General features: G+C 53.3%; 17 protein-coding genes. 11 read left to right on the top strand and 6 right to left on the bottom strand.

All coding sequences use genetic code 11. From position 1 onward, the window contains the following. Nucleotides 1-39: 39 nt before the first annotated feature. The 3 genes from glyS to EDI29_RS12815 all read right to left on the bottom strand — a co-directional run bounded on the left by glyS (nt 40) and on the right by EDI29_RS12815 (nt 3,966). A complete protein-coding gene (gene glyS / locus EDI29_RS12825) occupies nt 40-2,109 on the bottom strand; it encodes a glycine--tRNA ligase subunit beta (protein ID WP_137741185.1) in 2,070 nt (689 codons plus the stop codon). Between the two features lie 9 nt (nt 2,110-2,118). Beyond that, nucleotides 2,119-3,033 (bottom strand): glycine--tRNA ligase subunit alpha, encoded by a 915-nt coding sequence (gene glyQ / locus EDI29_RS12820; protein ID WP_010296573.1) that lies wholly within the window; start codon nt 3,031-3,033, stop codon nt 2,119-2,121. A gap of 126 nt (nt 3,034-3,159) precedes the next feature. Further along, complete coding sequence (locus tag EDI29_RS12815) at nt 3,160-3,966, bottom strand: sulfite exporter TauE/SafE family protein (RefSeq protein WP_137741184.1); 807 nt, start codon at nt 3,964-3,966, stop codon at nt 3,160-3,162. Nucleotides 3,967-4,224: 258 nt separating this feature from the next. Here EDI29_RS12815 and EDI29_RS12810 point away from each other — a divergent pair, with 258 nt between their 5' ends. After that, nucleotides 4,225-4,788, top strand: a complete 564-nt coding sequence (locus EDI29_RS12810; protein WP_137741235.1) for a DNA-3-methyladenine glycosylase I — start codon at nt 4,225-4,227, stop codon at nt 4,786-4,788. Continuing rightward, nucleotides 4,785-5,258 (top strand): N-acetyltransferase, encoded by a 474-nt coding sequence (locus tag EDI29_RS12805; protein ID WP_137741183.1) that lies wholly within the window; start codon nt 4,785-4,787, stop codon nt 5,256-5,258. Before EDI29_RS12810 ends, EDI29_RS12805 begins: the two co-directional genes overlap by 4 nt. 20 nt (nt 5,259-5,278) lie before the next feature. Here EDI29_RS12805 and EDI29_RS12800 read toward each other — a convergent pair whose 3' ends face one another. After that, complete coding sequence (locus EDI29_RS12800) at nt 5,279-7,240, bottom strand: methyl-accepting chemotaxis protein (RefSeq protein ID WP_137741182.1); 1,962 nt, start codon at nt 7,238-7,240, stop codon at nt 5,279-5,281. 373 nt (nt 7,241-7,613) lie between these two features. On the opposite strand from EDI29_RS12800, the gene ghrB reads away from it, so the two are divergent. The 9 genes from ghrB (at nt 7,614) to EDI29_RS12755 (ending at nt 19,086) form a co-directional block, all read left to right on the top strand. Then, entirely contained in the window at nt 7,614-8,576 is a 963-nt protein-coding gene (ghrB, locus tag EDI29_RS12795; RefSeq protein ID WP_137741181.1) for a glyoxylate/hydroxypyruvate reductase GhrB, read from the top strand. 305 nt (nt 8,577-8,881) lie between these two features. Next, on the top strand, nt 8,882-10,519 hold the full coding sequence (locus tag EDI29_RS12790; RefSeq protein WP_137741180.1) for a TIGR04028 family ABC transporter substrate-binding protein: 1,638 nt from the start codon (nt 8,882-8,884) through the stop codon (nt 10,517-10,519). Between the two features lie 411 nt (nt 10,520-10,930). Beyond that, complete coding sequence (locus EDI29_RS12785) at nt 10,931-12,568, top strand: TIGR04028 family ABC transporter substrate-binding protein (RefSeq protein WP_137741179.1); 1,638 nt, start codon at nt 10,931-10,933, stop codon at nt 12,566-12,568. A gap of 27 nt (nt 12,569-12,595) precedes the next feature. Then, on the top strand, nt 12,596-13,540 hold the full coding sequence (locus tag EDI29_RS12780) for an ABC transporter permease (RefSeq protein ID WP_137741178.1): 945 nt from the start codon (nt 12,596-12,598) through the stop codon (nt 13,538-13,540). Beyond that, nucleotides 13,537-14,397, top strand: a complete 861-nt coding sequence (locus EDI29_RS12775; protein ID WP_137741177.1) for an ABC transporter permease — start codon at nt 13,537-13,539, stop codon at nt 14,395-14,397. The genes EDI29_RS12780 and EDI29_RS12775 overlap by 4 nt, the downstream gene beginning before the upstream one ends. Next, entirely contained in the window at nt 14,394-16,091 is a 1,698-nt protein-coding gene (locus EDI29_RS12770) for a dipeptide ABC transporter ATP-binding protein (RefSeq protein ID WP_137741176.1), read from the top strand. Before EDI29_RS12775 ends, EDI29_RS12770 begins: the two co-directional genes overlap by 4 nt. Before the next feature lies 1 nt (nt 16,092). Continuing rightward, nucleotides 16,093-17,127, top strand: coding sequence for a putative FMN-dependent luciferase-like monooxygenase (locus EDI29_RS12765; RefSeq protein ID WP_137741175.1), 1,035 nt, complete (start codon nt 16,093-16,095; stop codon nt 17,125-17,127). Continuing rightward, nucleotides 17,124-18,257, top strand: a complete 1,134-nt coding sequence (locus EDI29_RS12760) for an alkylhydroperoxidase domain protein (protein WP_137741174.1) — start codon at nt 17,124-17,126, stop codon at nt 18,255-18,257. Before EDI29_RS12765 ends, EDI29_RS12760 begins: the two co-directional genes overlap by 4 nt. Nucleotides 18,258-18,648: 391 nt before the next feature. Further along, nucleotides 18,649-19,086 carry a ricin-type beta-trefoil lectin domain protein gene (locus EDI29_RS12755; protein WP_137741173.1) on the top strand — a complete coding sequence of 146 codons (438 nt, stop codon included), beginning with the start codon at nt 18,649-18,651 and terminating at the stop codon, nt 19,084-19,086. Between the two features lie 686 nt (nt 19,087-19,772). Here EDI29_RS12755 and EDI29_RS12745 read toward each other — a convergent pair. Further along, the gene (locus EDI29_RS12745) at nt 19,773-20,396 is read right to left on the bottom strand and encodes a LysE family translocator (protein WP_137741172.1); all 624 of its coding nucleotides are present in this window, start codon (nt 20,394-20,396) and stop codon (nt 19,773-19,775) included. Nucleotides 20,397-20,445: 49 nt separating this feature from the next. Continuing rightward, nucleotides 20,446-20,985 carry a CbrC family protein gene (locus EDI29_RS12740; protein ID WP_137741171.1) on the bottom strand — a complete coding sequence of 180 codons (540 nt, stop codon included), beginning with the start codon at nt 20,983-20,985 and terminating at the stop codon, nt 20,446-20,448. Nucleotides 20,986-21,002: the final 17 nt, after the last annotated feature.

The raw sequence follows: 21,002 nt of genomic DNA, 5'->3' as shown, positions 1-21,002 counted from the left end.
AACCGACTCGGGGGTTGGGATTACGTAACGCTATTGTCGTTATTGCAGCACGGAGATATCCGCAACCTGCAAGAACAGCTCACGCAGTTGGCTCAGCAGCGTCAGACGGTTCACTCGCACCTGATCGTCTTCTGCCATCACCATCACCTGATCGAAGAACGCATCGACAGGCTCACGCAGTGAGGCCAGCTCGACCAGCGCTTCCTGATAGCGACCTTCGGCAAACAGCGGCGTCAGTTTGTCGCGCAGCACAACAAGGTGCGTTGCCAGCGTAATTTCCGCTGCGTCTTTCAATACGGCAGCGTTAACGCTTTCATTCAGCGTATCGGTAGACTTCGCCAGAATGTTGGAAACACGCTTGTTGGCCGCCGCCAGCGCCGCCGCCGCATCTAGCGAACGGAAGTGGCTAACAGCTTTGACGCGGGCATCAAAATCAGCCGGACGGGTTGGACGACGCGCCAATACCGCCTGAATGGTATCCACACTGTGACCTTCTTCCTGATACCAGGCGCGGAAACGACCGAGCATAAACTCAATCACGTCATCCACAACCTTAGCATTAGTCAGCTTGGTGCCATACAAACGCACTGCTTCTTCGGTCAGCGTCTGCAAATCGAGCGGCAGACGCTTTTCGACGATGATGCGCAGCACACCGAGGGCAGCACGACGCAGCGCAAACGGGTCTTTGTCGCCTTTAGGGTGTTGGCCGATGCCAAAAATCCCTGCCAGCGAGTCCATTTTGTCGGCAATCGCCAGCGCGCACGCCACCGCAGAAGACGGCAGTTCATCACCCGCAAAGCGCGGCTGATACTGTTCATTCAGCGCAACGGCCACATCTTCCGCTTCGCCATCATGACGCGCATAGTGCATCCCCATCACGCCCTGCGTGTCGGTGAATTCGAACACCATGTTGGTCATCAGGTCACACTTCGACAGCAAACCCGCACGCGTTGCGTGATTCACATCGGCACCAATTTGGCCAGCAACCCAGCCAGCCAACGCCTGAATACGGTCAGTTTTGTCGCGCAATGAACCCAACTGCTGCTGGAACAAGACGGTTTCCAGACGCGGCAGGTGATCTTCCAAACGCTTCTTACGGTCGGTATTGAAGAAGAATTCGGCGTCAGCGAGACGCGGGCGCACTACTTTTTCGTTACCGGAAATAATCTGCTGGGGATCTTTGGATTCAATATTGGCAACAAAGATGAAGTTTGGCAGCAGATTGCCGCTGTTGTCGTAAACCGGGAAATACTTCTGGTCACCTTTCATGGTGTAAACCAGCGCTTCGGACGGCACAGCGAGGAATTTTTCTTCAAATTTCGCGGTCAGCACCACTGGCCATTCCACCAGCGAGGTGACTTCTTCCAGCAGGCTGTCGCTCAAATCGGCATTGCCGCCAATCTTGCGTGCAGCGTCTTCAGCATCAGCTTTAATTTTGGCTTTACGCGCCTCATAGTCAGCGACAACTTTACCGCGTTCCAGCAGAATCTGCGGATACTGTTCAGCGTTATCGATCGTAAATTCAGCTTCACCCATAAAGCGGTGGCCGCGAATAGTACGAGCGGAATCAATACCCAATACCTGACCGGGGATCAGTTCCTCACCCAACAGCATAGTCACGGTATGTACCGGACGCACAAACTGGGTTTCTTTGTCGCTCCAGCGCATCAGCTTTGGAATCGGCAACTTAGATAATGCGGTGCTGACCATACCCGGCAGCAGCGCCTGCGCCTGTTCACCTTTAGCGTGGGCACGGTACAGCAGCCACTCGCCTTTGTCGGTCGTCAAACGTTCAGCTTGCTCAACGGTAATACCACAGCCACGCGCCCAGCCTTCTGCCGCTTTGGTCGGCTTGCCTTCTGCATCAAACGCTTGGGAAATCGCCGGGCCGCGTTTTTCTACTTCACGATCGGGCTGAGACGCGCTTAAGCGTGCCACTTTCAGCGCCAAACGGCGCGGCGCGGCAAACCAGCTTACGTCACCGTGTGCCAGATTGGCGGCATCCAGCTCCGCCGTGAAATTCGCGGCAAAGGATTCTGCCAGATTACGGAGAGCCTTCGGCGGCAGCTCTTCCGTGCCAATTTCCACCAGAAAAGTCTTGTCAGTCATGGCTGCCTCTTAGCTCTCTTTCTTATTACACATCGGGAAACCCAACGCCTCACGCGAGGCATAGTAGGCTTCCGCAACCGCTTTGGTCAGGGTACGAATACGCAGAATGTAGCGCTGGCGCTCGGTAACCGAGATCGCTTTACGCGCGTCCAGCAAGTTAAAGCTGTGCGCTGCTTTCAGAATGCGTTCGTAAGCCGGTAAAGGCAGCGGTTTTTCCAGCGCGAGCAGGTGCTGCGCTTCTTTCTCATATTGCTCGAAGCAGCTGAACAGGAAATCGACATCAGCGTGTTCAAAGTTGTAGGTCGACTGTTCGACTTCGTTTTGATGGAACACGTCGCCGTAGGTGGTTTTCCCTAACGGGCCGTCGCTCCAGACCAGATCGTAAACGCTATCAACGCCCTGAATGTACATCGCCAGACGTTCCAGACCGTAGGTAATCTCACCGGTGACGGGTTTACATTCCAAACCACCAACCTGCTGGAAGTAGGTAAACTGTGTGACTTCCATACCGTTCAGCCAGACTTCCCAGCCCAGGCCCCATGCGCCCAGCGTTGGGTTTTCCCAGTTGTCTTCCACGAAGCGGATATCGTGAATGGTCGGGTCCATACCCAGCTCTTTCAGAGAACCGAGGTACAATTCCTGAATATTCTCCGGTGATGGTTTAATCACGACCTGAAACTGGTAATAGTGCTGTAAGCGGTTCGGGTTTTCGCCGTAGCGCCCATCGGTCGGGCGACGAGAAGGCTGCACATAGGCGGCGGCCATCGGCTCCGGCCCCAGTGCCCGCAGACAGGTCATAGGATGTGAAGTGCCTGCGCCGACTTCCATGTCCAATGGTTGAACAATGGTGCAGCCCTGGCGAGCCCAATAATCCTGTAATGTCAGGATCAGGCCCTGGAAGGTCTTGGTATCAAACTTTTGCATGTTGGATTCGCGCGCGATACAAGTGGATTTATAAGGAATGCGCCAGTATACCCTCTGACCGCAAGATATACAGCCAGAATGCGGTAACAAGTGCAAATCCCCGCCATCATCTTTCAAATTACAGGGTCAGCCTGAAAAAACGGTCTGCAACATCTTCAGGCTCAGCAACAGCAGCAATGCGGCAAAGGCCTTTTTCAGCGTCGCAACCGGCAAACGATGCGCCAAACGGGCACCGACCGGCGCAGTGAAGAAGCTGACGACTGAAATCAGGAAAACGGCAGGCAGAGACACATAGCCGACGCTGTAATCAGGCAATCCGGTCGTCGACCAGCCGTTGATCAGGTAGCCCAACGCGCCGGAAACGGCAATCGGTAGCCCAACCGCCGCCGATGTACCAATCGCCTGCTGAATACGGACGTTGCACCACGTCAGGAACGGCACCGTAAGCGACCCGCCGCCAATAGCCACCAACGCAGAGATGCTGCCTATCATCAATCCCGCCAGCGAAATCCCTGCCGTACCGGGCAACTGACGCTGCGGTTTGGGCTTGATATTCAGCACCATTTGCAGAGAAACATAGGCCATAAAACAGGAGAAAAAGATCGCCAGCGTCCGCGTCGGCAACAGCGTCGCCAACCAGGTGGCAGCGAATGTCCCGATCAGAATGGCGGGCGTAATCCTTACGACTACCGGCCAAAGTACCGCCTGATGTTGATGATGAGTACGTAGACTGGAAATCGCCGTGACGACAATCGCGGCCATTGACGTTCCCAACGCCAGGTGCACCAGATGCGTATTATCCACGCCCTGTGCGGCAAACAACGCCGTCAGCACTGGCACCATAATGCCGCCGCCACCGATACCTAATAATCCCGCCATGAAACCCACCACTGCACCTAATGCCAGATAGGCTGCTACCCACTCCACCGCCATTCCCTGTCCCCCTGTCTCTATTGATGCTTTTCTTATGATTAATGAACAGCCTGAGCTGTCGGCAAAACATTATTCACGATTCCACGACGACTTTCCGCCCCATCCGCAAACAACCTTTCATATCTGCGAACACGCCCGCAAAATGCTGGTTGCATATACAGCATGATGAATGCCATGATCGCACCACATTGCGGCAGACTGCCTTACAATAAACTGTGCGTCCAAACACCAACGGCGCAACCGAATCAGGAGAAAGGAATGCAACGCTGCGGCTGGGTTACACAAGACACCTTATATCAGGATTATCACGATAACGAGTGGGGGAAGCCCTGCACCGACAGCCAGAAGCTATTTGAGCTACTGTGTCTGGAGGGTCAACAGGCGGGCCTTTCCTGGATTACTGTCCTGAAAAAACGCGAAAACTATCGCCACTGTTTCCACCAGTTCAACCCTGAGCGAGTGGCGAAAATGACGCAGGATGACGTAGATCGGTTAGTGCAGGACAGCGGCATTATCCGCCACCGCGGGAAAATCGAGGCGATTATCACCAACGCAAAAGTATGGGTGGCGATGGAAAGCAAAGGAGAGAGCTTCGCGGACTTCATTTGGTCCTTCGTCGAACACCGGCCACACCTCAACCATCCCGCTTCACTCGCAGAAGTTCCCGCCAAAACGGACGTTTCAGATGCCATGTCCAAAGCCCTAAAGAAACGCGGCTTCAAATTTATCGGTTCGACTATCTGCTATGCCTTCATGCAGGCGGGCGGATTGGTCAACGACCATGTCATTGACTGTTTTTGTCATCAGGAAAGCACGTCATGATCCGCCCTTATCGCAGCCTCGATCTTGCGCCGTTGATGCAACTCTGGTTAAAGAGCACCATTCTGGCGCATCCCTTTATCCGTGAAGATTACTGGCGAGAAAGCGCCAGTGCGGTACGCGAGATCTATATTCCCCAGTCACAAACCTGGGTTTATGAAGAACAAGGAAGCCTTATTGGCTTTATCAGCGTACTAGAAGCACGGTTTATCGGCGCGCTGTTTGTCGAACAAGCCTATTATGGAAAGCAGATTGGCACCGCACTGATCCAACATGTTCAGGCGCAGTACCCCTTACTCACTCTGGAAGTGTATCAACAGAATACACGCGCTTTCCGGTTCTATCATAAGCAGGGATTTGTCGCCGTTGAGGAAAACATCAATCAGGATACACAAGCTACGGCGCTGATCATGCAGTGGGTGAACGAGGGAACAGCAAACGCCGCTCCCTCTAGTGCAATCGACCACCTCTGAGTCATCGACTCAACGGGGTATCAGAACGTTGTCCAGTTATCGTTCCCATTATCCCGTGACGCGAGCGTCGGCAGGCGAGCCACAGCTCTATTGCCCGAATGTCCATTGCCAGTGTTAGACCCTTGCCGTCTTGATACCCCGGCAACATCCGCATCGGATATGCGGAAAACTGACATGAGTTTTGCCAGCTTCGAGGCCTGTTCCTGCAACGAATTCGCCGCGACGGAGGATTCGCTCACCATAGCGGCATTCTGCTGAATGGTGGTATCCATTTCAGCCACCGCACTGCCAATTTGCGCAATACCGCGACTCTGCTCATCCGATGCTGAAGATATTTCCCCCATGATGTCATTCACGCGGCTCACGGAAGCGACAATGTCATCCATCGTTGTTCCCGCCTGAGAAACCAGATCGGTTCCTGCATCCACACGAGAAACCGATTCTGAAATCAGGCTTTCGATCTCTTTTGCCGCCTGTGAACTGCGCTGAGCAAGACTGCGAACTTCACTAGCAACAACCGCAAAACCACGGCCTTGCTCACCGGCGCGCGCCGCTTCCACTGCCGCATTCAATGCCAAAATATTGGTCTGGAAAGCGATACTATTAATGACACTCGTGATATCAGAAATCTTCTTCGAGCTGCCTGAGATATCGCTCATGGTATTAATCACGCGGTTAATAATATCCCCACCGCGATTCGCATTGGTTGAGGCTTCTCCGGCAATCTGGCTGGCATGTCGCGCATTATCGGCGTTGTTCTTCACCGTAGCCGTTAACTCTTCCATACTGGCTGCCGTTTCTACAATCGCCGCCGATTGCTGCTCGGTGCGTGATGACAAATCATTATTGCCCGATGCAATGTCAGAGGAAGCGCTCTCAACGCTGTACACGCTTTGACGAATATCCGTCATTAAATGACGCAATTTCTCCGTCATCACCATCATGGCCGTCGTTAACTGCCCCAGTTCATCATGCCGTTCCACCGTGACGTTTGCAGAGAGATCGCCGCCTGCAATGCGCTCCGCCAGCTTCAGGTTAGTAATAATGGGTCGGGTGATTTGTCGCGTGACGGACCATGCAATCAGCAATCCAAAGACGATGGCTATCGCCCCTAAAATCAATGTTTGCAGTACAGAGCTATTGATAATGTCATCATTCCTCGCACCGAGCTTTTGCAGAATAGTACCGATATCGCTCGTCATTCTGTCTCCGGTGGCCCGGAATTTGACATCTGTGGTTTTTAACTGTCCTAGTTGCTTGTAGTATTGTTCTGCCGTTTGATTATAATTTTCAAACACTTGCCAAAAAGCATCCACTACGCGACGACGATCGTCACTGACCGACGCTGCCAGCGCATCATAGGATGCTTTCGATTCGGCATAAGCCTGTTTCTGCACATTAAACGCGGCTTCGCTGTTCTCTCTTTGTAAGATATAAGTGCTATTAACCAGTTTCAGAAACAGCAGTGAGAGGGTATCTTTCTGCGCCGCCAGCGCATTTTCATCCGCGCCAACCGGGAGATTGGTCATAAATGCCGTTAACGCATCGGAGGCATTCATCTGGCTGATTTTCTTTGCCGTATCGACCACCGCGTTCGCGGCGGCTTTCATGGTATTCAGATCGGTATCATAATCTGTAAAATCCTGGTCAAGTTTATTAAAATCAGAGAGATAATCTGCTTCCCATGCGAGTGCTTTCGCTTTTTCCTTTTGCGCCCTAGCCTGCTCAATGTACTTATTCAGGTTTTTAATATGCTCGTCTGCAAAGGTGAATGAATACTTGACCCTCGCCATTTTCGACTGATCGAGCTGATGATTCATTTCATTCAGAATAGTCGTTTTAACATACAATTCATGGATGATAAAAAACCGTATGGCGCCAACCCCAGACGCTATCATGACTAACAACAGGACAATACCAAACCCGCCATACAGCTTATGAGAAACCTTAAGATTGCTCATAATTCTGGTAAAAAAATGCATTTCCGCCCCCGTTAACAACATCGTGTCTAAATAACAGCATCATTTCTAAAACATCCCCGCAAATAGCGTTATCGGTTTTTTGCAGTAATGCTTTACAAGAAAATGATTAACAAAAATCACGATGGAATAATTTTAATCAAACTGTAATAAATCTCATGCAGTCAGTACGTGATGCATGCTGTAAGCGAACTCCAACGCGTGCTCTGGGAAGAAACCATGTCATCGCGCATCACACAAATCGTGCAAATCCCCCATTAATCGCGGTTAACCTTGGGCAAATGCGGGGGCAGTATCACTTGCAGTCTGTTGCCAGCTACGCGATTATTCGATAAGCGATTTCTACGTTAACTTCCTTAATCTGCTGGAGTTTGTGATGAAACCTAGCGTTATCCTGTATAAAACCATTGCTGACGACCTACGCGCTCGTTTAGACCAATACTTCACCGTCACTGAACTTGACGCCTTTCCCTCACTCGACCATCCGGCTCTGGCAACGGCAGAAGGCATCATCGGTTCCGGCGGAAAAGTCGATAAAGATTTCTTGCAACATGCGCCGCGTTTACGCGCGGCTTCCACCATTTCTGTCGGTTACGACACTTTTAACGTCGATGCGCTAAATGAAAAGGGGGTGATTCTCATGCACACCCCGACCGTGCTGACGGAAACCGTGGCGGATACGGTTCTGGCACTGATGCTCGCCAGCGCACGTCGGGTTGTAGAAGTGGCTGAGCGAGTCAAAGCGGGAGAGTGGAAAGGCGGTGTCGGCAGCGACTGGTTTGGTACCGACGTTCACCATAAAACCATCGGTATTCTGGGGATGGGGCGCATCGGTCTGGCCGTCGCGCAGCGCGCTCACTTTGGTTTCAGCATGCCGGTACTGTACAACGCCCGCCGCCATCACGCTGAAGCGGAGCAGCGCTTTAATGCCCGTCACTGCGATCTCGATACGCTATTGGCTGAGTCGGATTTCCTCTGTATTACGCTGCCATTGACGGCGGAAACCCACCATCTCATTGGCCGCGAACAGCTGGCAAAAATGAAACCCAGCGCCATTTTAATTAATATCGGCCGTGGTGCCGTGGTGGATGAAGACGCGCTGACGGAAGCCTTGGTGAAAGGAACCATTCAGTGCGCAGGTCTGGACGTTTTTGTCAAAGAACCGCTGCCTGTAGATTCTCCGCTGCTGGATTTACCTAACGTGGTGGCGCTGCCGCATATCGGTTCGGCCACGCACGAAACGCGCTACGACATGGCTGCCTGCGCCGTTGACAACCTGATTGCCGCCCTAAGCGGTCAGGTAAAAGAAAACTGCGTGAATCCGCAGGTTTTGAAATAACCCTAGATCGACCTTAGCGCTGCGACGACGCTTTCGCAGCGCTGCTTTTCGCCACTCAGTAACCCCATCATCACACGCGAAACGCGGCGATTTCCCGCAAAAACCCCGCTTTTCCCTACCTAAAAACTGGATAACCAATGCCGGTTTTGTTCTTTGCTGTTTCCTACCGCCTATGGAAGTATCGATGATAACGAGCGGTTAACGTTTCCTGCTTTATCCCCCCGTTTCAGGACGTAATCGATCCGCATATTCACCTGATAAACCAATAAATTTAATAAAAACTATCCAATGTAGGGACAATCATCGTGGCGACTTTTTTGCATCCTCATCAGAAACGTACTATTTTTGCCTCGCTACTCCTTCTGGGCGGCACACTGAGCGCACAGGCAGCGAACGACGCACCGAAAATCGGCGGCACGCTGGTTTATCTGGAGCAGCAGGCACACACCAATCTCTATACGCCCGCAGGCGGTTTTTATCCGAACGGCGGCATTCTCAACCAGATTACCGATAAACTGACGTACCAGAACCCGGAAACGCTGGAGATTGAACCGTGGGTTGCCGAATCCTGGACCATCAACGCGGATAACACTGAATACACGTTCAAGATCCGCCCGGGTATCAGCTTTTCTGACGGCACCCCGCTGGACGCCAACGCAGTGGCGAAAAACATTGATACGTATGGCTTAGGAAACACCGCTCTTAACCAGCCTGTTTCGGAAGTCATCAACAATTACCTGCGCAGTGAAGTCATCGACCCTCTGACGGTGAAATTTTACTTTAAGAAGCCCTCACCGGGTTTTTTACAAGGCACCTCGGCCATCGGTTCCGGCTTGGTTTCTCTCAGCACACTTGAGCGTAATTTCAATCAGTTAGGTAATGCAAAAAACATCATTGGCTCCGGCCCATTCGTGGTCAGCAGTGAGAAGCTGGGACGCGAACTGAAACTGACCGCCCGTAAGGATTACAACTGGGCACCCGTTAAATCGAAGCATCAAGGGCGCGCCTATCTGGACGGCATTACCTATCTGGTCACGCCAGAAGACAGCGTGCGTATCGGCGCGTTGGTCTCCGGTCAGGCGGATTTCATTCGTCAGATCCAAGCCTATGATGAAAAGCGGGTGCAAAGTCAGGGCTTCAACCTTTATGCCCCGCCTACGCGCGGCGTCAATAACAGCGTGGTTTTCCGCCCGGATAACCCGCTGGTAGCGGATATCCGCGTACGTAAAGCGCTGCTGCACGCTACGAATACCAAAGAAATCATTGCTACGCTGTTCTCTGACAACTACCCACAGGCCACGTCCCCACTGGCGAAAACTGCCGCGGGCTATGTTGATCTCTCCAGCAAACTGACCTTCGATCCCGCACAGGCCAACAAGCTGTTAGATGACGCGGGCTGGAAAACCGGTCCCCAAGGGTTACGACAGAAAGACGGCAAAACGCTGGAATTGACCGCCTATGAATCGCTGCCACAACCACAGAACAAAGAAACCTTACAGCTGGTTTCGCAACAGTGGGCAAAAGTCGGCGTGAAGCTGAATGTGTTAGCGGGCGACGCGGGCAGCAAAACCGTGGATAGCCTCGACCCGCTAAAAACCGGCGTAGCGCCGGCGATGGTAGGCCGTGCCGACCCAGATGTGCTGAAAAGCCAGTATTACCCAACGGTACGTAACGTCCTGCTGCAAAAAGGTGGTGCCAGCGACAAGGTGAAGGACTTTGTTGATCCCCACCTGAATACGCTACTGGATGGTATCGCCGCAGAAACCGACCGCAGCAAGCGGCTAGCGCTGGTAGGAGAAGTACAGAGCTACCTGATCGATCAGGCTTATGTCATTCCCATCTTTGAAGAACCACAGGTGTTTGCCGGCGCGCCCACCACCAAAGGCATCGCGTTTGAAGCCGTGGGTCGCCCCAGTTTTTATAACACCTGGCTGGATAAGTAACACAGCAGAAGAGGGATGAGATCATCATGAACCGATATCTGGGATGATCTCGATACGCTAGTGGCTTAATCTGATTTCCTCCGATCACGTTGCCGCTCACGGCGGAAACTCACTCAACCTTAGCGCTGCGACCACTCTCTCGCAGCGCTACCGCCGTGCGCTAAATAACCCTACCATCACACGCGAAATACGGCTATCTCCCGCAAAAAAACACGATTTTTCCTACCTAAAAACTGGATAACCAATGCCGGTTTTGTTCTTTGCTGTTTTCTACTGCCTATGGAAGTATCGACGATAACGAGCGGTTAACGTTTCCTGCTTTATCCCCCCATTTCAGGACGTAACCGATGCACACATTCACTTGATAAAACATAACGTTAATAAAAAACATTACCTGTAGGAACAACCATCGTGGCGACTTTTTTACATCCTCATCAGAAACACACTATTTTTGCTTCGCTGCTCCTTCTGGGCGGCGCACTGAGCGCACAGGCAGCGGACGACACACCGAAAATCGGCGGCACGCTGGTTTATCTGGAACAGCAGGCACACACCAATCTCTATACGCCCGCGGGCGGTTTTTACCCGAACGGCGGCATTCTCAACCAGATCACCGATAAACTGACGTACCAGAACCCAGAAACGCTGGAGATTGAACCGTGGGTTGCCGAATCCTGGATCATCAACGCGGATAACACCGAATACACCTTCAAGATTCGCCCCGGTATTACTTTCTCTGACGGCACCCCGCTGGATGCCAACGCGGTAGCAAAAAATTTCGATACTTACGGTTTAGGGAATAAGGCGCTCAACCAGCCGGTTTCAGAGGTGATCAATAACTACCTGCGCAGTGAAGTCGTCGATCCGCTGACGGTGAAGTTTTACTTTAAGAAGCCGTCCCCAGGCTTTTTACAAGGCACCTCGGCGATCGGTTCCGGTCTGGTTTCTCTCAGCACGCTTGAGCACAATTTCAATCAGTTAGGTAATGCGAAGAATATTATCGGCTCCGGCCCGTTTGTAGTCAGCAGCGAGAAGCTGGGGCGGGAACTGAAGCTGACCGTACGTAAAGATTACAACTGGGCTCCGGTTAAATCGAAGCATCAGGGGCGCGCCTATCTGGACGGCATTACCTATCTGGTCACGCCGGAAGACAGTGTACGCATCGGTGCATTGGTCTCCGGTCAGGCGGATTTCATTCGTCAGATCCAGGCCTATGATGAAAAACGAGTACAAAGTCAGGGCTTCAATCTTTATGCCCCGCCTACACGCGGCGTCAATAACAGCGTGGTTTTCCGCCCGGATAACCCGCTGGTCGCCGATATCCATGTTCGTAAAGCGCTACTGCACGCCACCAACACCAAAGAGATCGTGAATACGCTGTTCTCTGACAACTACCCGCTAGCCACGTCACCACTGGCTAAGACTGCGGCTGGCCATGTCGATCTCTCCAGCAAACTGACCTTCGATCCCGCACAGGCCAACAAGCTGTTAGATGAAGCAGGCTGGAAAACCGGTTCGCAGGGATTACGGCAAAAAGACGGCAAAACGCTGGAATTGACCGCCTATGAATCGATACAACATCCACAGAGCAAAGAAACGCTGCAACTGGTTGCTCAACAGTGGGCAAAAGTCGGCGTGAAGCTGAATGTACTGGCAGGGGATGCGGGCAGCAAAACCGTGGATAGCCTCGACCCATTGAAAACCGGCGTAGCTCCTTCCATGGTAGGTCGCGCCGATCCAGATGTGCTGAAAAGCCAGTATTACCCGACGGTACGTAACGTCCTGCTGCAAAAAGGCGGCTCCAGCGACAAGGTAAACACCTTCGTAGATTCGCACCTGAATACGTTGTTGGATGGCATCGCCACAGAAACCGACCGCAGCAAGCGGCTGGCGCTGGTTGGGGAAGTGCAGAACTATCTGACCGATCAGGCCTATGTTATCCCCATCTTTGAAGAGCCACAGGTATTTGCAGGTGCCTCCACCACCAAAGGCATCGCGTTTGAAGCCGTGGGTCGCCCCAGCTTTTACAACACCTGGCTGAATAAGTAACACCGAAGAAAGAGGGAAGAGATTATCATGAATCGATATCTGGCACTGCGTATCGGTCAGGCACTGCTCGTACTTTGGGCGGCATTTACCTTGTCTTTTATCCTGCTTCAGGCGATGCCGGGTGATGCCATCCTGATCAAATTTCAAAACCCGGATCTCGGCCTGAGTGCCGAGCAAATCGCACAGCTGCGCCTGTCTTACGGAGCCGACACCCCAGCGCTTACGCAGTATTTTCATGCGATAGCCCAGATACTGCGTGGCGATCTCGGCCTCTCTCTTCAGGCTGGCGTACCCGTGACCGAGCTTATCGCCGCGAATCTGCCGCCCACGCTGCTACTCGCGGTACTGGGTTTTATCGCTGCTGGGCTGTTGGCGTTTACCCTCGCCTTCTTATCAACGCTAACGCCGTTTCAGTGGCTACGAACCACGCTGCAATCGCTGCCGTCGCTGTTTATTTCCGTGCCGACCTTCTGGCTGGGCATCGTATTGATTCAGATCTTCTCTTTCCGTCTAGGGCTGATTCCGGTGATTAACCCCGGTGAATGGGAAGGACTGATTTTGCCCGTTCTCACGCTGGCGCTGCCGATCTCTGCTCCGCTGGCTCAGGTACTGATGCGTAGCATCGATCAGGTGCAAACACAGCCATTTGTTGCCGTTGCCCGCGCGAAAGGTGCCAGCCGTAGCGGCGTGCTCTGGCGACATATCGCCCGTAACGCCATGCTGCCTACACTGACCATCGCTGGTTTGCTGCTGGGCGAGCTGATCGCGGGCGCGCTGATTACCGAAACCGTGTTTGGCCGCAACGGGCTCGGCCAGTTGACTCAGGAAGCTGTGAACTATCAGGACAGCAGCGTGCTACAGGCCATCGTGCTTATTTCTGCCGCCGCCTTTGTCGTCGTCAATCTAACCGTCGACCTACTCTATCCTCTGCTCGATCCGCGCCTGAAAAGAACGCCAGGAGCCACGCTATGACTACCGTACAGTTGGAAAAAATTACGTTTCCCCTTCTGCGCAAGCGACCGTTTCTACGTCGCTATGCCTTTCAACCAGGGCTACTGCTGGCGTGGTTGGTCATCTTAACCGTCGCACTCTGGGCGCTGTTTCCTGGCTGGTTTACCAGCTATAGCCCGACAGAAGGCATCGCAGGCGCACAGCGACTGGCACCCGACGCAGACTACTGGCTCGGCACCGACCAACTGGGGCGCGATCTCTATGCGCGCATTGTTTATGGCGCGGTGCACTCGCTGTCAGGCGCGTTTATTGCCGTCGGGCTAGGTCTGGTGCTCGGCAGCCTGTTCGGCCTATTGGCAGGTGCCGTTGGCGGCTGGCTGGATAGCGTCGTCATGCGCAGCATCGATGTCTTACTTGCCATTCCCGGCCTGCTGCTAGCGCTGAGCGTCATCATCCTGTTGGGTTTCGGCACGGTTAACGCCGCAATTGCCGTGGGTGTTACCTCCATCGCCAGCTTTACCCGACTGGTGCGCTCAGAGGTGTTACGTGTACGCCATAGCGACTATGTTGAAGCCGCCTATGGCAGCGGCGGCACCTTTTTCAGCGTGCTGTGGCGACACATCCTGCCAAATTCGCTCACCACCGTTTTTGCTTTCGCCGCCCTACAATTCGGCAGCGCGATTCTGGCGATTTCCACGCTGAGTTTTCTCGGCTACGGCGCACCACCGCCCACGCCAGAATGGGGGCTACTCATCGCCGAAGGCCGCAATTACATCGCAACCGCCTGGTGGCTGACCACCTTCCCCGGCCTGGTTGTCGTACTTGTTGTGTTGTCCGCTAACCGTATCAGCCAATCGATCAGGAGGACGGAACGATGAGTCTGCCAGCCAGCTTACAAACCAGCGCAGCAGTCCCCGTACTGGCTCTGGAAAATGTCACTATCGCCTACCGCAGTGACGACCGCGAGCAAACCGTCGTGGAAGGCGTCTCTTTCCATATTCAGCCCGGCGAAGTCGTCGCACTGGTAGGAGAATCCGGTTCAGGCAAGACCACTACCGCACAGGCCGTCATCGGCTTGCTCGCCGAGAACGGCAGGCTCACGCGCGGTGCCATTCGGCTAAACGGCGTGGATATCAGCGGCTGGTCGCAAAAGCGGTTGGACAGCGTGCGCGGCGCGCAGATCAGCCTGATCCCACAAGATCCCACCAGTTCCCTTAATCCGGTGCAGACCATCGGCGAGCAGGTAGATGAGATTCTGCGTATTCATCAACGGGAAGATCGCCAGACTATCCGCCAGAAAACGCTGGCGCTGCTGGAACGTGTTGGCCTGAATCAGCCGGAACTGCGGGCGAAGCAGTATCCGCACGAGCTATCTGGTGGCATGAAACAGCGCGTGTTGATAGCGATTGCGATTGCACTGAAACCCGCGCTGATTATCGCCGATGAACCCACCAGCGCGCTGGATGTCACGGTGCAGAAACGTATCCTCGATCTGCTCGATGAGCTGCGGCGCGAAAATGGCACGGCGGTGCTGTTCGTCACTCACGATCTGGGCGTAGCGGCCGAGCGTGCCGATCGTCTGCTGGTTTTCCAGAACGGCTACATTCAGGAGCAAGGGCCGACGCTGGACGTGCTCAGCGCGCCCTCAAGCCACTATGCCCGCACGCTGCTGGCGAATGTTCCATCGCTCAACCCGATACCGCGTCCACCGCGCAACCATGCCTCCGAGATTATTGTCTCGGTCGAAAATCTGGTGCAAACCTTTCCCCTGTCAGGTAGCAAAGGCGAGCATTTTCGCGCTGTGGATGACGTCTCTTTCAGCGTAGTACGCGGCACAACGCACGCCATTGTCGGCGAATCCGGCTCCGGTAAAACCACCACGGCACGCAGCTTGCTCGGGTTCCATCATCCCAGCGCCGGACGTATTCTGATCGACGGCACCGACATCACTCACCTGAAAGGTGAAGCGCTGCGTCAGTTCCGGCAGAAAATCCAACTGGTCTATCAAAACCCCTTTGGCTCGCTCGATCCATCGCAGCGGCTGTACGACATCGTCGAGGAACCGCTACGCAATTTTAATCGCCATACTGCCGCACAGCGGGAGCGAAAAATTCATGAGATGTTCGAACGCGTCTCCTTGCCAGTAGCGCTACTGTCGCGTAAGCCGCGTGAACTGTCCGGCGGACAGCGCCAACGCGTCGCGATCGCCCGAGCGCTGGTGCTGGAACCGCAGGTATTGGTATTGGACGAAGCCGTTTCCGCACTGGATGTCACCGTGCAGGCGCAGATTCTCCGTTTGCTGACCGAGCTACAGGAATCACTGGGGCTGACTTACGTGTTCATCTCGCACGATTTAGCGGTAGTACGTCAGATTGCCGATACCGTTTCCGTGCTGTACCACGGCAAGCAGCTTGAATCCGGCCCGGTGGAGCGCATCTTCGCCCAGCCCGAACATCGCTATACCCGTGAACTTATCGAGGCTATCCCTGGGCAGCAACACCCGGCTTTTGCCCGTTCACCCCACCCCCAAATTCATACTGAATCCACATTCGCACTAAACCAAGGACTGTAAAATGGCAACGAAACGCCTGGGATTTTTCACACGGTTGCTGGATGACGTTTCCGCCCAGCAGCGTTATCGGCTGGCAACGGAACAGATCGTCAAAGCCGAACAACTAGGATTCGACAGCGCATGGGTCGCACAGCACCACTTTCACGCGGATGAAGGCGGATTGCCTTCACCGCTGGTGTTTCTGGCGCTGGTCGCCGCACGGACTCAACGCATCCAGCTCGGCACTGGCGTGATTACGCTGCCAATGGAAGAGCCGCTACGCGTGGCGGAAGACACTGCCGTGCTCGATTTACTCAGCAACGGCAGGCTGGAAGTCGGCGTGGGTTCCGGCGGCACGCCGTCCTCATTTGCCGCGTTCGGTCACGACAGCGCGCAGCGCGGACAGATCCTCGGGCGCTACCTGGAGAAACTGCGCGCCGCCTGGCGGGGAGACGCATTGAGCGAAGACGGCAATCAGCTCTACCCTGCCGCCCCGCATTTAGATAAGCGCGTCTGGCAGGCCACGTTTTCCATCGAAGGGGCGGAGCGAGCAGGCAAAGCAGGCGATGGCCTGATGCTCTCTCGTACCCAGCCACGCCCGGAACATTTTCCAGACGCCACGCTCGCTGACTTGCAAAACCCGATGATCGACGCCTATCTGGCTGCGCTGCCCGCTGGCGTCGCGCCGCGTATCCTCAGCTCACGTAGCGTCTTCGTGGCTGACGATCGTCAGCTAGCGCTGAGTCTGGCAGAGAAAGGACTTAATCGTTCTGCCGCCCGTTCCGGCACGTTCCGCGCGATCCCTCATGACTCAGTAGAAGCGCTGATTGCTTCCTTCGATAGCCATGTCGGCACAGCACAGGATGTGATTGCATCGCTTCGGGCTGACAGTTCGCTGGAGCGGGCGACGGATGTGACGTTCCAGGTACACTCCATCGATCCGCCACATGCGCTGATCCTTCGCTCGCTTGAATTGATTGCCACTCAGGTGGCTCCCGCTTTGGGCTGGAAGCCCGCCGTCAAACAGAAAAGCCCGCTCGGGCAGGAGATTGCATGACGCACGCTAACACCTTGCACACCCATGACATACTGAATGCGCTGGCCGAAATCAGCCCGGATTCCGCCCTCGCAGAAGCCAGAAAAACCCGTGAAGCGGCAACCCGCCACACCCAAGGCAGTTACGACGCACTGTTTAACGCCGCGGCACATGATGACGTGACATTACCGTTATCGCTGCGCTTTTGGTTTGCAACAAAGATCAGCGACTGGCAGCAAGATGAGCAGCTACAGCATTTTTATGCCGAGCGACTGGCGGACTTCCCAGAACCTACGCTGACACCCGCGCTACAGCTGGCGCTGGATCACGCTGAGCGCCTGACGAAGACCCCCGTGCAAGCCGCACCATCCCACGTCAACGCGCTGGAACAGGCGGGCTGGTCGGTAGACGATATCGTCACGCTGTCGCAGCTCATCGCGTTTGTGAATTTCCAAAGTCGCCTGCTGCGCGGCTATCGCCTGATTGCAGGTCATCGCGTTGGCCAACCACATTCACAGGCCGCCGTTGCAGGCCAGTGGCATACCCAGCCCCAGACGCACAGCGGCAAAGCCGCACCGCAGGCGTTCACTCAGGCGGAACTGGATTGGGAACCATGGATTACCCCCAAACCACTGGCAGCATTCAATGCCGATGAGCAGGCGATTCTGGCGCGATTCGGCCATACCAATTCCGACTATTTCCGCCTGCTAGGCCGCAACCTTCCGGTGCTGGAACAGCGTACGCTAACGGATAAAGGGATTTTTTATACCTCTGGCGGCCTGCCGCGCAAAGAACGCGAACTGATCGCCGCCGTCACCAGTAAGGTCAACGGCTGCATTTATTGCGCCTCGGTACATGCCCGTAAAGCCAGTCAGCTCTCTAAGCAGGACAGCGATGTGCAACGGTTACTGGACGTCGTTCCCGGTGGCGATTTAAGCATCGGCCAAAGCCCACGCTGGCAGGCGATTATCGATTTCTCCGCACGCCTCTCCGCCACGCCCGCACAGGTCAATGCCAACGACCTGAAGCAACTGCAAGAACAAGGATTAGATACGCTGGAGATTGTCGATATCGTGCAGTCAGCCGCCTTCTTCTCCTGGGCCAACCGACTGATGCTCACGCTGGGCGAACCCTTCTGGCCAGAGCATTAATATTCAAGCGGTCTGTTTTTTATATTGAACAGACCGCTCCCATTCTGAATTCATTCTGAACCTGCTGACACGCCTATTGTCTAAATAACGAAATGGATTTAATTACCTTGATAATTAAATTTTATTTCGCAGAACATACCCAATATAAAACAATTACTATGCAAATAATTAAACCCATCACTATATAAATAATTTAATATATTTCTCAAAATAAAAAAACCCAATAAGATATTTATAAAGTTAAAAATTAAATAAATATAAAAACCAATAGTTTGTTATTTTTCGTCAAAAAACCAGATGGCAAAAAAAACAAACACAACTACAGTTTAATCGCTGGCGAAATTAAATAAGCCAGAAACTATCGACTAACACTAATAGCAAGGAAATTATTATGATTGGTATTTTGAAATATTCAGCAGATTCAACACTGGCATTAGGTGTCTCCGATCAGCAAAAAGATGCCACAGCCGTTCTGCTCCGTGCAGATTCCTCACTCGATAAAATCCTATGGAATTTGGATAGTAGAACAGGCGTAATTTCACTGGCGGCGAGTGACGGGGCTTTAGCACTGGCAATTAAAAATAAAGCTATTGCCAGCGGTACAGATCTCGTTTTACAGTTAACCAACCAGAATGAATCAACTCAAAAGTGGGATTTTGCGAGCAAACCTGGGTTTATTTTTAGCCAGGCGAATAAATCCTATGTCATCGACGTTCAAGGTCGTGGTGGTGCAGGAACGCGTGTTCAGCTATTTGAATTTAATGGTTCAATCGCTCAGCAATGGAAATTCGTTCCTCTGGATAGAGTCTCTTTATCCGCGAGCGAATAAAATTAACTGATATGTATAGTACGCAATATCAGTTTAAAAACCATCTTATTCAAATAAGATGGTTTTTGGTTTTTATAATCTGCTCATAAGCATGACTTGATAATGAATATATACCCCAAATAATTCGAGTTGCAGGAAGGCGGCAAGAGAGGGAGTCCCGATGAGCTTACTCAGGTAAGTGATTCGGGTGAGTGAACGCAGCCAACGCACCTGCGGCTTGAAGTATTACGGGTATATTATCTAAAAGTAACACGATGCACTTATTCTATCACTGCTTCACCATTGTCTGATTCATTCCTCTCACTAAAATTCTACGATAGCGAATTAGACTGACGTCCGTTTCCGTCAGTTCTATCCATGAAATCTTAATATATCCACCTGATTGAAGTTCTGCGTAATGAAACGCCGGAGCAGTTGAAAGCGCGCGTAACGCTGTCTCTCTGAGAGAGTAACGCGAACGACGCCAGAAGCGCGGATTTCAGATCACATCACACAAGGTGAATTGCAAATATTGCCATTACAGCAAGGAGAACGGCGCTCCCCCCCACTCTATCTGCTAGCCGAAGAGAAAGGACAGCCGCTCAGCAAAGAGATCCTCACGCTCATCGCGCTGCTGTTCGGCAGGATCTGATACGCGAGTAGCGTAGTGAATGCTTTTATTGATAACGTCAGTATTGATGCCAAACCTACCGCCGGGAGAACGCCAGACGGGCGGCGAATGCCAGAAAGACAACGCCCGTCGTTCGGTCCATCCACTTCACAACCGAGCCGCGACGCAGAAAACGCGACAGCGGACGCGTGGTGGCAATCAGCGTGGACGACCACAGCGTGCCGATAAAGACATGAATAAGAACCAGCAGATAAGTCCACAGCACCACTGAATGTCCGGCTGGGATAAACTGCGGCAGGAATGAAACGTAGAACACGCCGATTTTTGGATTTAACACGTTGCCCAGCATGCCACGGAGAAACCAGTTCTGCTGCTTCGGTGCACCTTGTGGCGCGGCCATCACCAGTTCGGTTCTGGGTTTCAGGAGCATTTGCAGACCCAACCAACAGAGATAAGCCGCACCGCACCATTTCAGGATGTTATAGGCCAGCTCCGATGCCGCAATCAACGTCCCTAAGCCAAACGCCACCATCGCACCCCAAATCAGGCAGCCGACGTTAATACCAAACGCGGCATGAAAAGCCTTTTTACTACCTTCAACAGTAGCGGTGCGTAGAATCAGCGCGGTATCCAGACCCGGAGTCAGGGTCAGCAGCGTCGCGGCAAACGTAAAAGCAATCAGCGATTCGGTCAAGGTCACGGTAATTCATCACTCCAGTAAGGGGAAAGCATCACAAAACACGCCATACTCAGGCGAAATCAATCCCATAATGCACCTTCTGACAGTGCAAACATTCAAAACGGTAAAGTGCCGTTTCGCCTCCGGGCTGATAGTACTCAATCAGCTTCTTCCAGGCTTCCAGCGGCCACGAAAAGTCCGTAAATTGCGCCGATAGTGCTTCCGCTCCCAATGCAATCAGCTCTTCACGGCCAGCATCCCCAGCAAAGGCACAAGCATCGTCACAGCACGCCAACCAATGCTCCTGCTGCCAGGAAACGTAGCCCGGCGTTCGCTCGCACACTTCATCAACGATCTCCTTCGCCACACCTGCGCACAGCAATGGGTGACTGTCCGCAAAATGTATATCGTAGCGTGCTGCCGCGCTGCCATCTGCGATACACCAGGGGCAAAATGTCTCTTCGGGTAAATCATGCACGGTATAGCACGATGCAGTATAAACATAGCCACGCGCCTGATTGCAGCATGGGCAGACGTCATCAGACACGTTGATACTTCCCGTCGATAACGGATTAGGGTGGTAGCGGAAATGGGGGAAAGATGAATTCATGAGGTAAACACTCCACG

Origin of the sequence: Pectobacterium polonicum (genome assembly GCF_005497185.1) — a bacterium.
In the GTDB taxonomy this organism is placed as follows: Bacteria; Pseudomonadota; Gammaproteobacteria; order Enterobacterales; family Enterobacteriaceae; genus Pectobacterium; species Pectobacterium polonicum.
The sequence above is the reverse complement of the archived record's forward strand: the minus strand, read 5'-3'. Positions and strand labels throughout refer to the sequence as shown.

Bases quoted from the DNA above. Each gene is read 5' to 3' on its own strand.
- EDI29_RS12755 (WP_137741173.1), top strand. From the start codon at position 18,649: ATGATTGGTATTTTGAAATATTCAGCAGATTCAACACTGGCATTAGGT.
- glyS (WP_137741185.1), bottom strand. From the start codon at position 2,109: ATGACTGACAAGACTTTTCTGGTGGAAATTGGCACGGAAGAGCTGCCG.
- EDI29_RS12760 (WP_137741174.1), top strand. From the start codon at position 17,124: ATGACGCACGCTAACACCTTGCACACCCATGACATACTGAATGCGCTG.
- EDI29_RS12780 (WP_137741178.1), top strand. From the start codon at position 12,596: ATGAATCGATATCTGGCACTGCGTATCGGTCAGGCACTGCTCGTACTT.
- EDI29_RS12800 (WP_137741182.1), bottom strand. From the start codon at position 7,240: ATGCATTTTTTTACCAGAATTATGAGCAATCTTAAGGTTTCTCATAAG.
- EDI29_RS12815 (WP_137741184.1), bottom strand. From the start codon at position 3,966: ATGGCGGTGGAGTGGGTAGCAGCCTATCTGGCATTAGGTGCAGTGGTG.
- EDI29_RS12765 (WP_137741175.1), top strand. From the start codon at position 16,093: ATGGCAACGAAACGCCTGGGATTTTTCACACGGTTGCTGGATGACGTT.
- EDI29_RS12740 (WP_137741171.1), bottom strand. From the start codon at position 20,985: ATGAATTCATCTTTCCCCCATTTCCGCTACCACCCTAATCCGTTATCG.
- EDI29_RS12770 (WP_137741176.1), top strand. From the start codon at position 14,394: ATGAGTCTGCCAGCCAGCTTACAAACCAGCGCAGCAGTCCCCGTACTG.
- EDI29_RS12775 (WP_137741177.1), top strand. From the start codon at position 13,537: ATGACTACCGTACAGTTGGAAAAAATTACGTTTCCCCTTCTGCGCAAG.
- ghrB (WP_137741181.1), top strand. From the start codon at position 7,614: ATGAAACCTAGCGTTATCCTGTATAAAACCATTGCTGACGACCTACGC.
- EDI29_RS12805 (WP_137741183.1), top strand. From the start codon at position 4,785: ATGATCCGCCCTTATCGCAGCCTCGATCTTGCGCCGTTGATGCAACTC.
- glyQ (WP_010296573.1), bottom strand. From the start codon at position 3,033: ATGCAAAAGTTTGATACCAAGACCTTCCAGGGCCTGATCCTGACATTA.
- EDI29_RS12810 (WP_137741235.1), top strand. From the start codon at position 4,225: ATGCAACGCTGCGGCTGGGTTACACAAGACACCTTATATCAGGATTAT.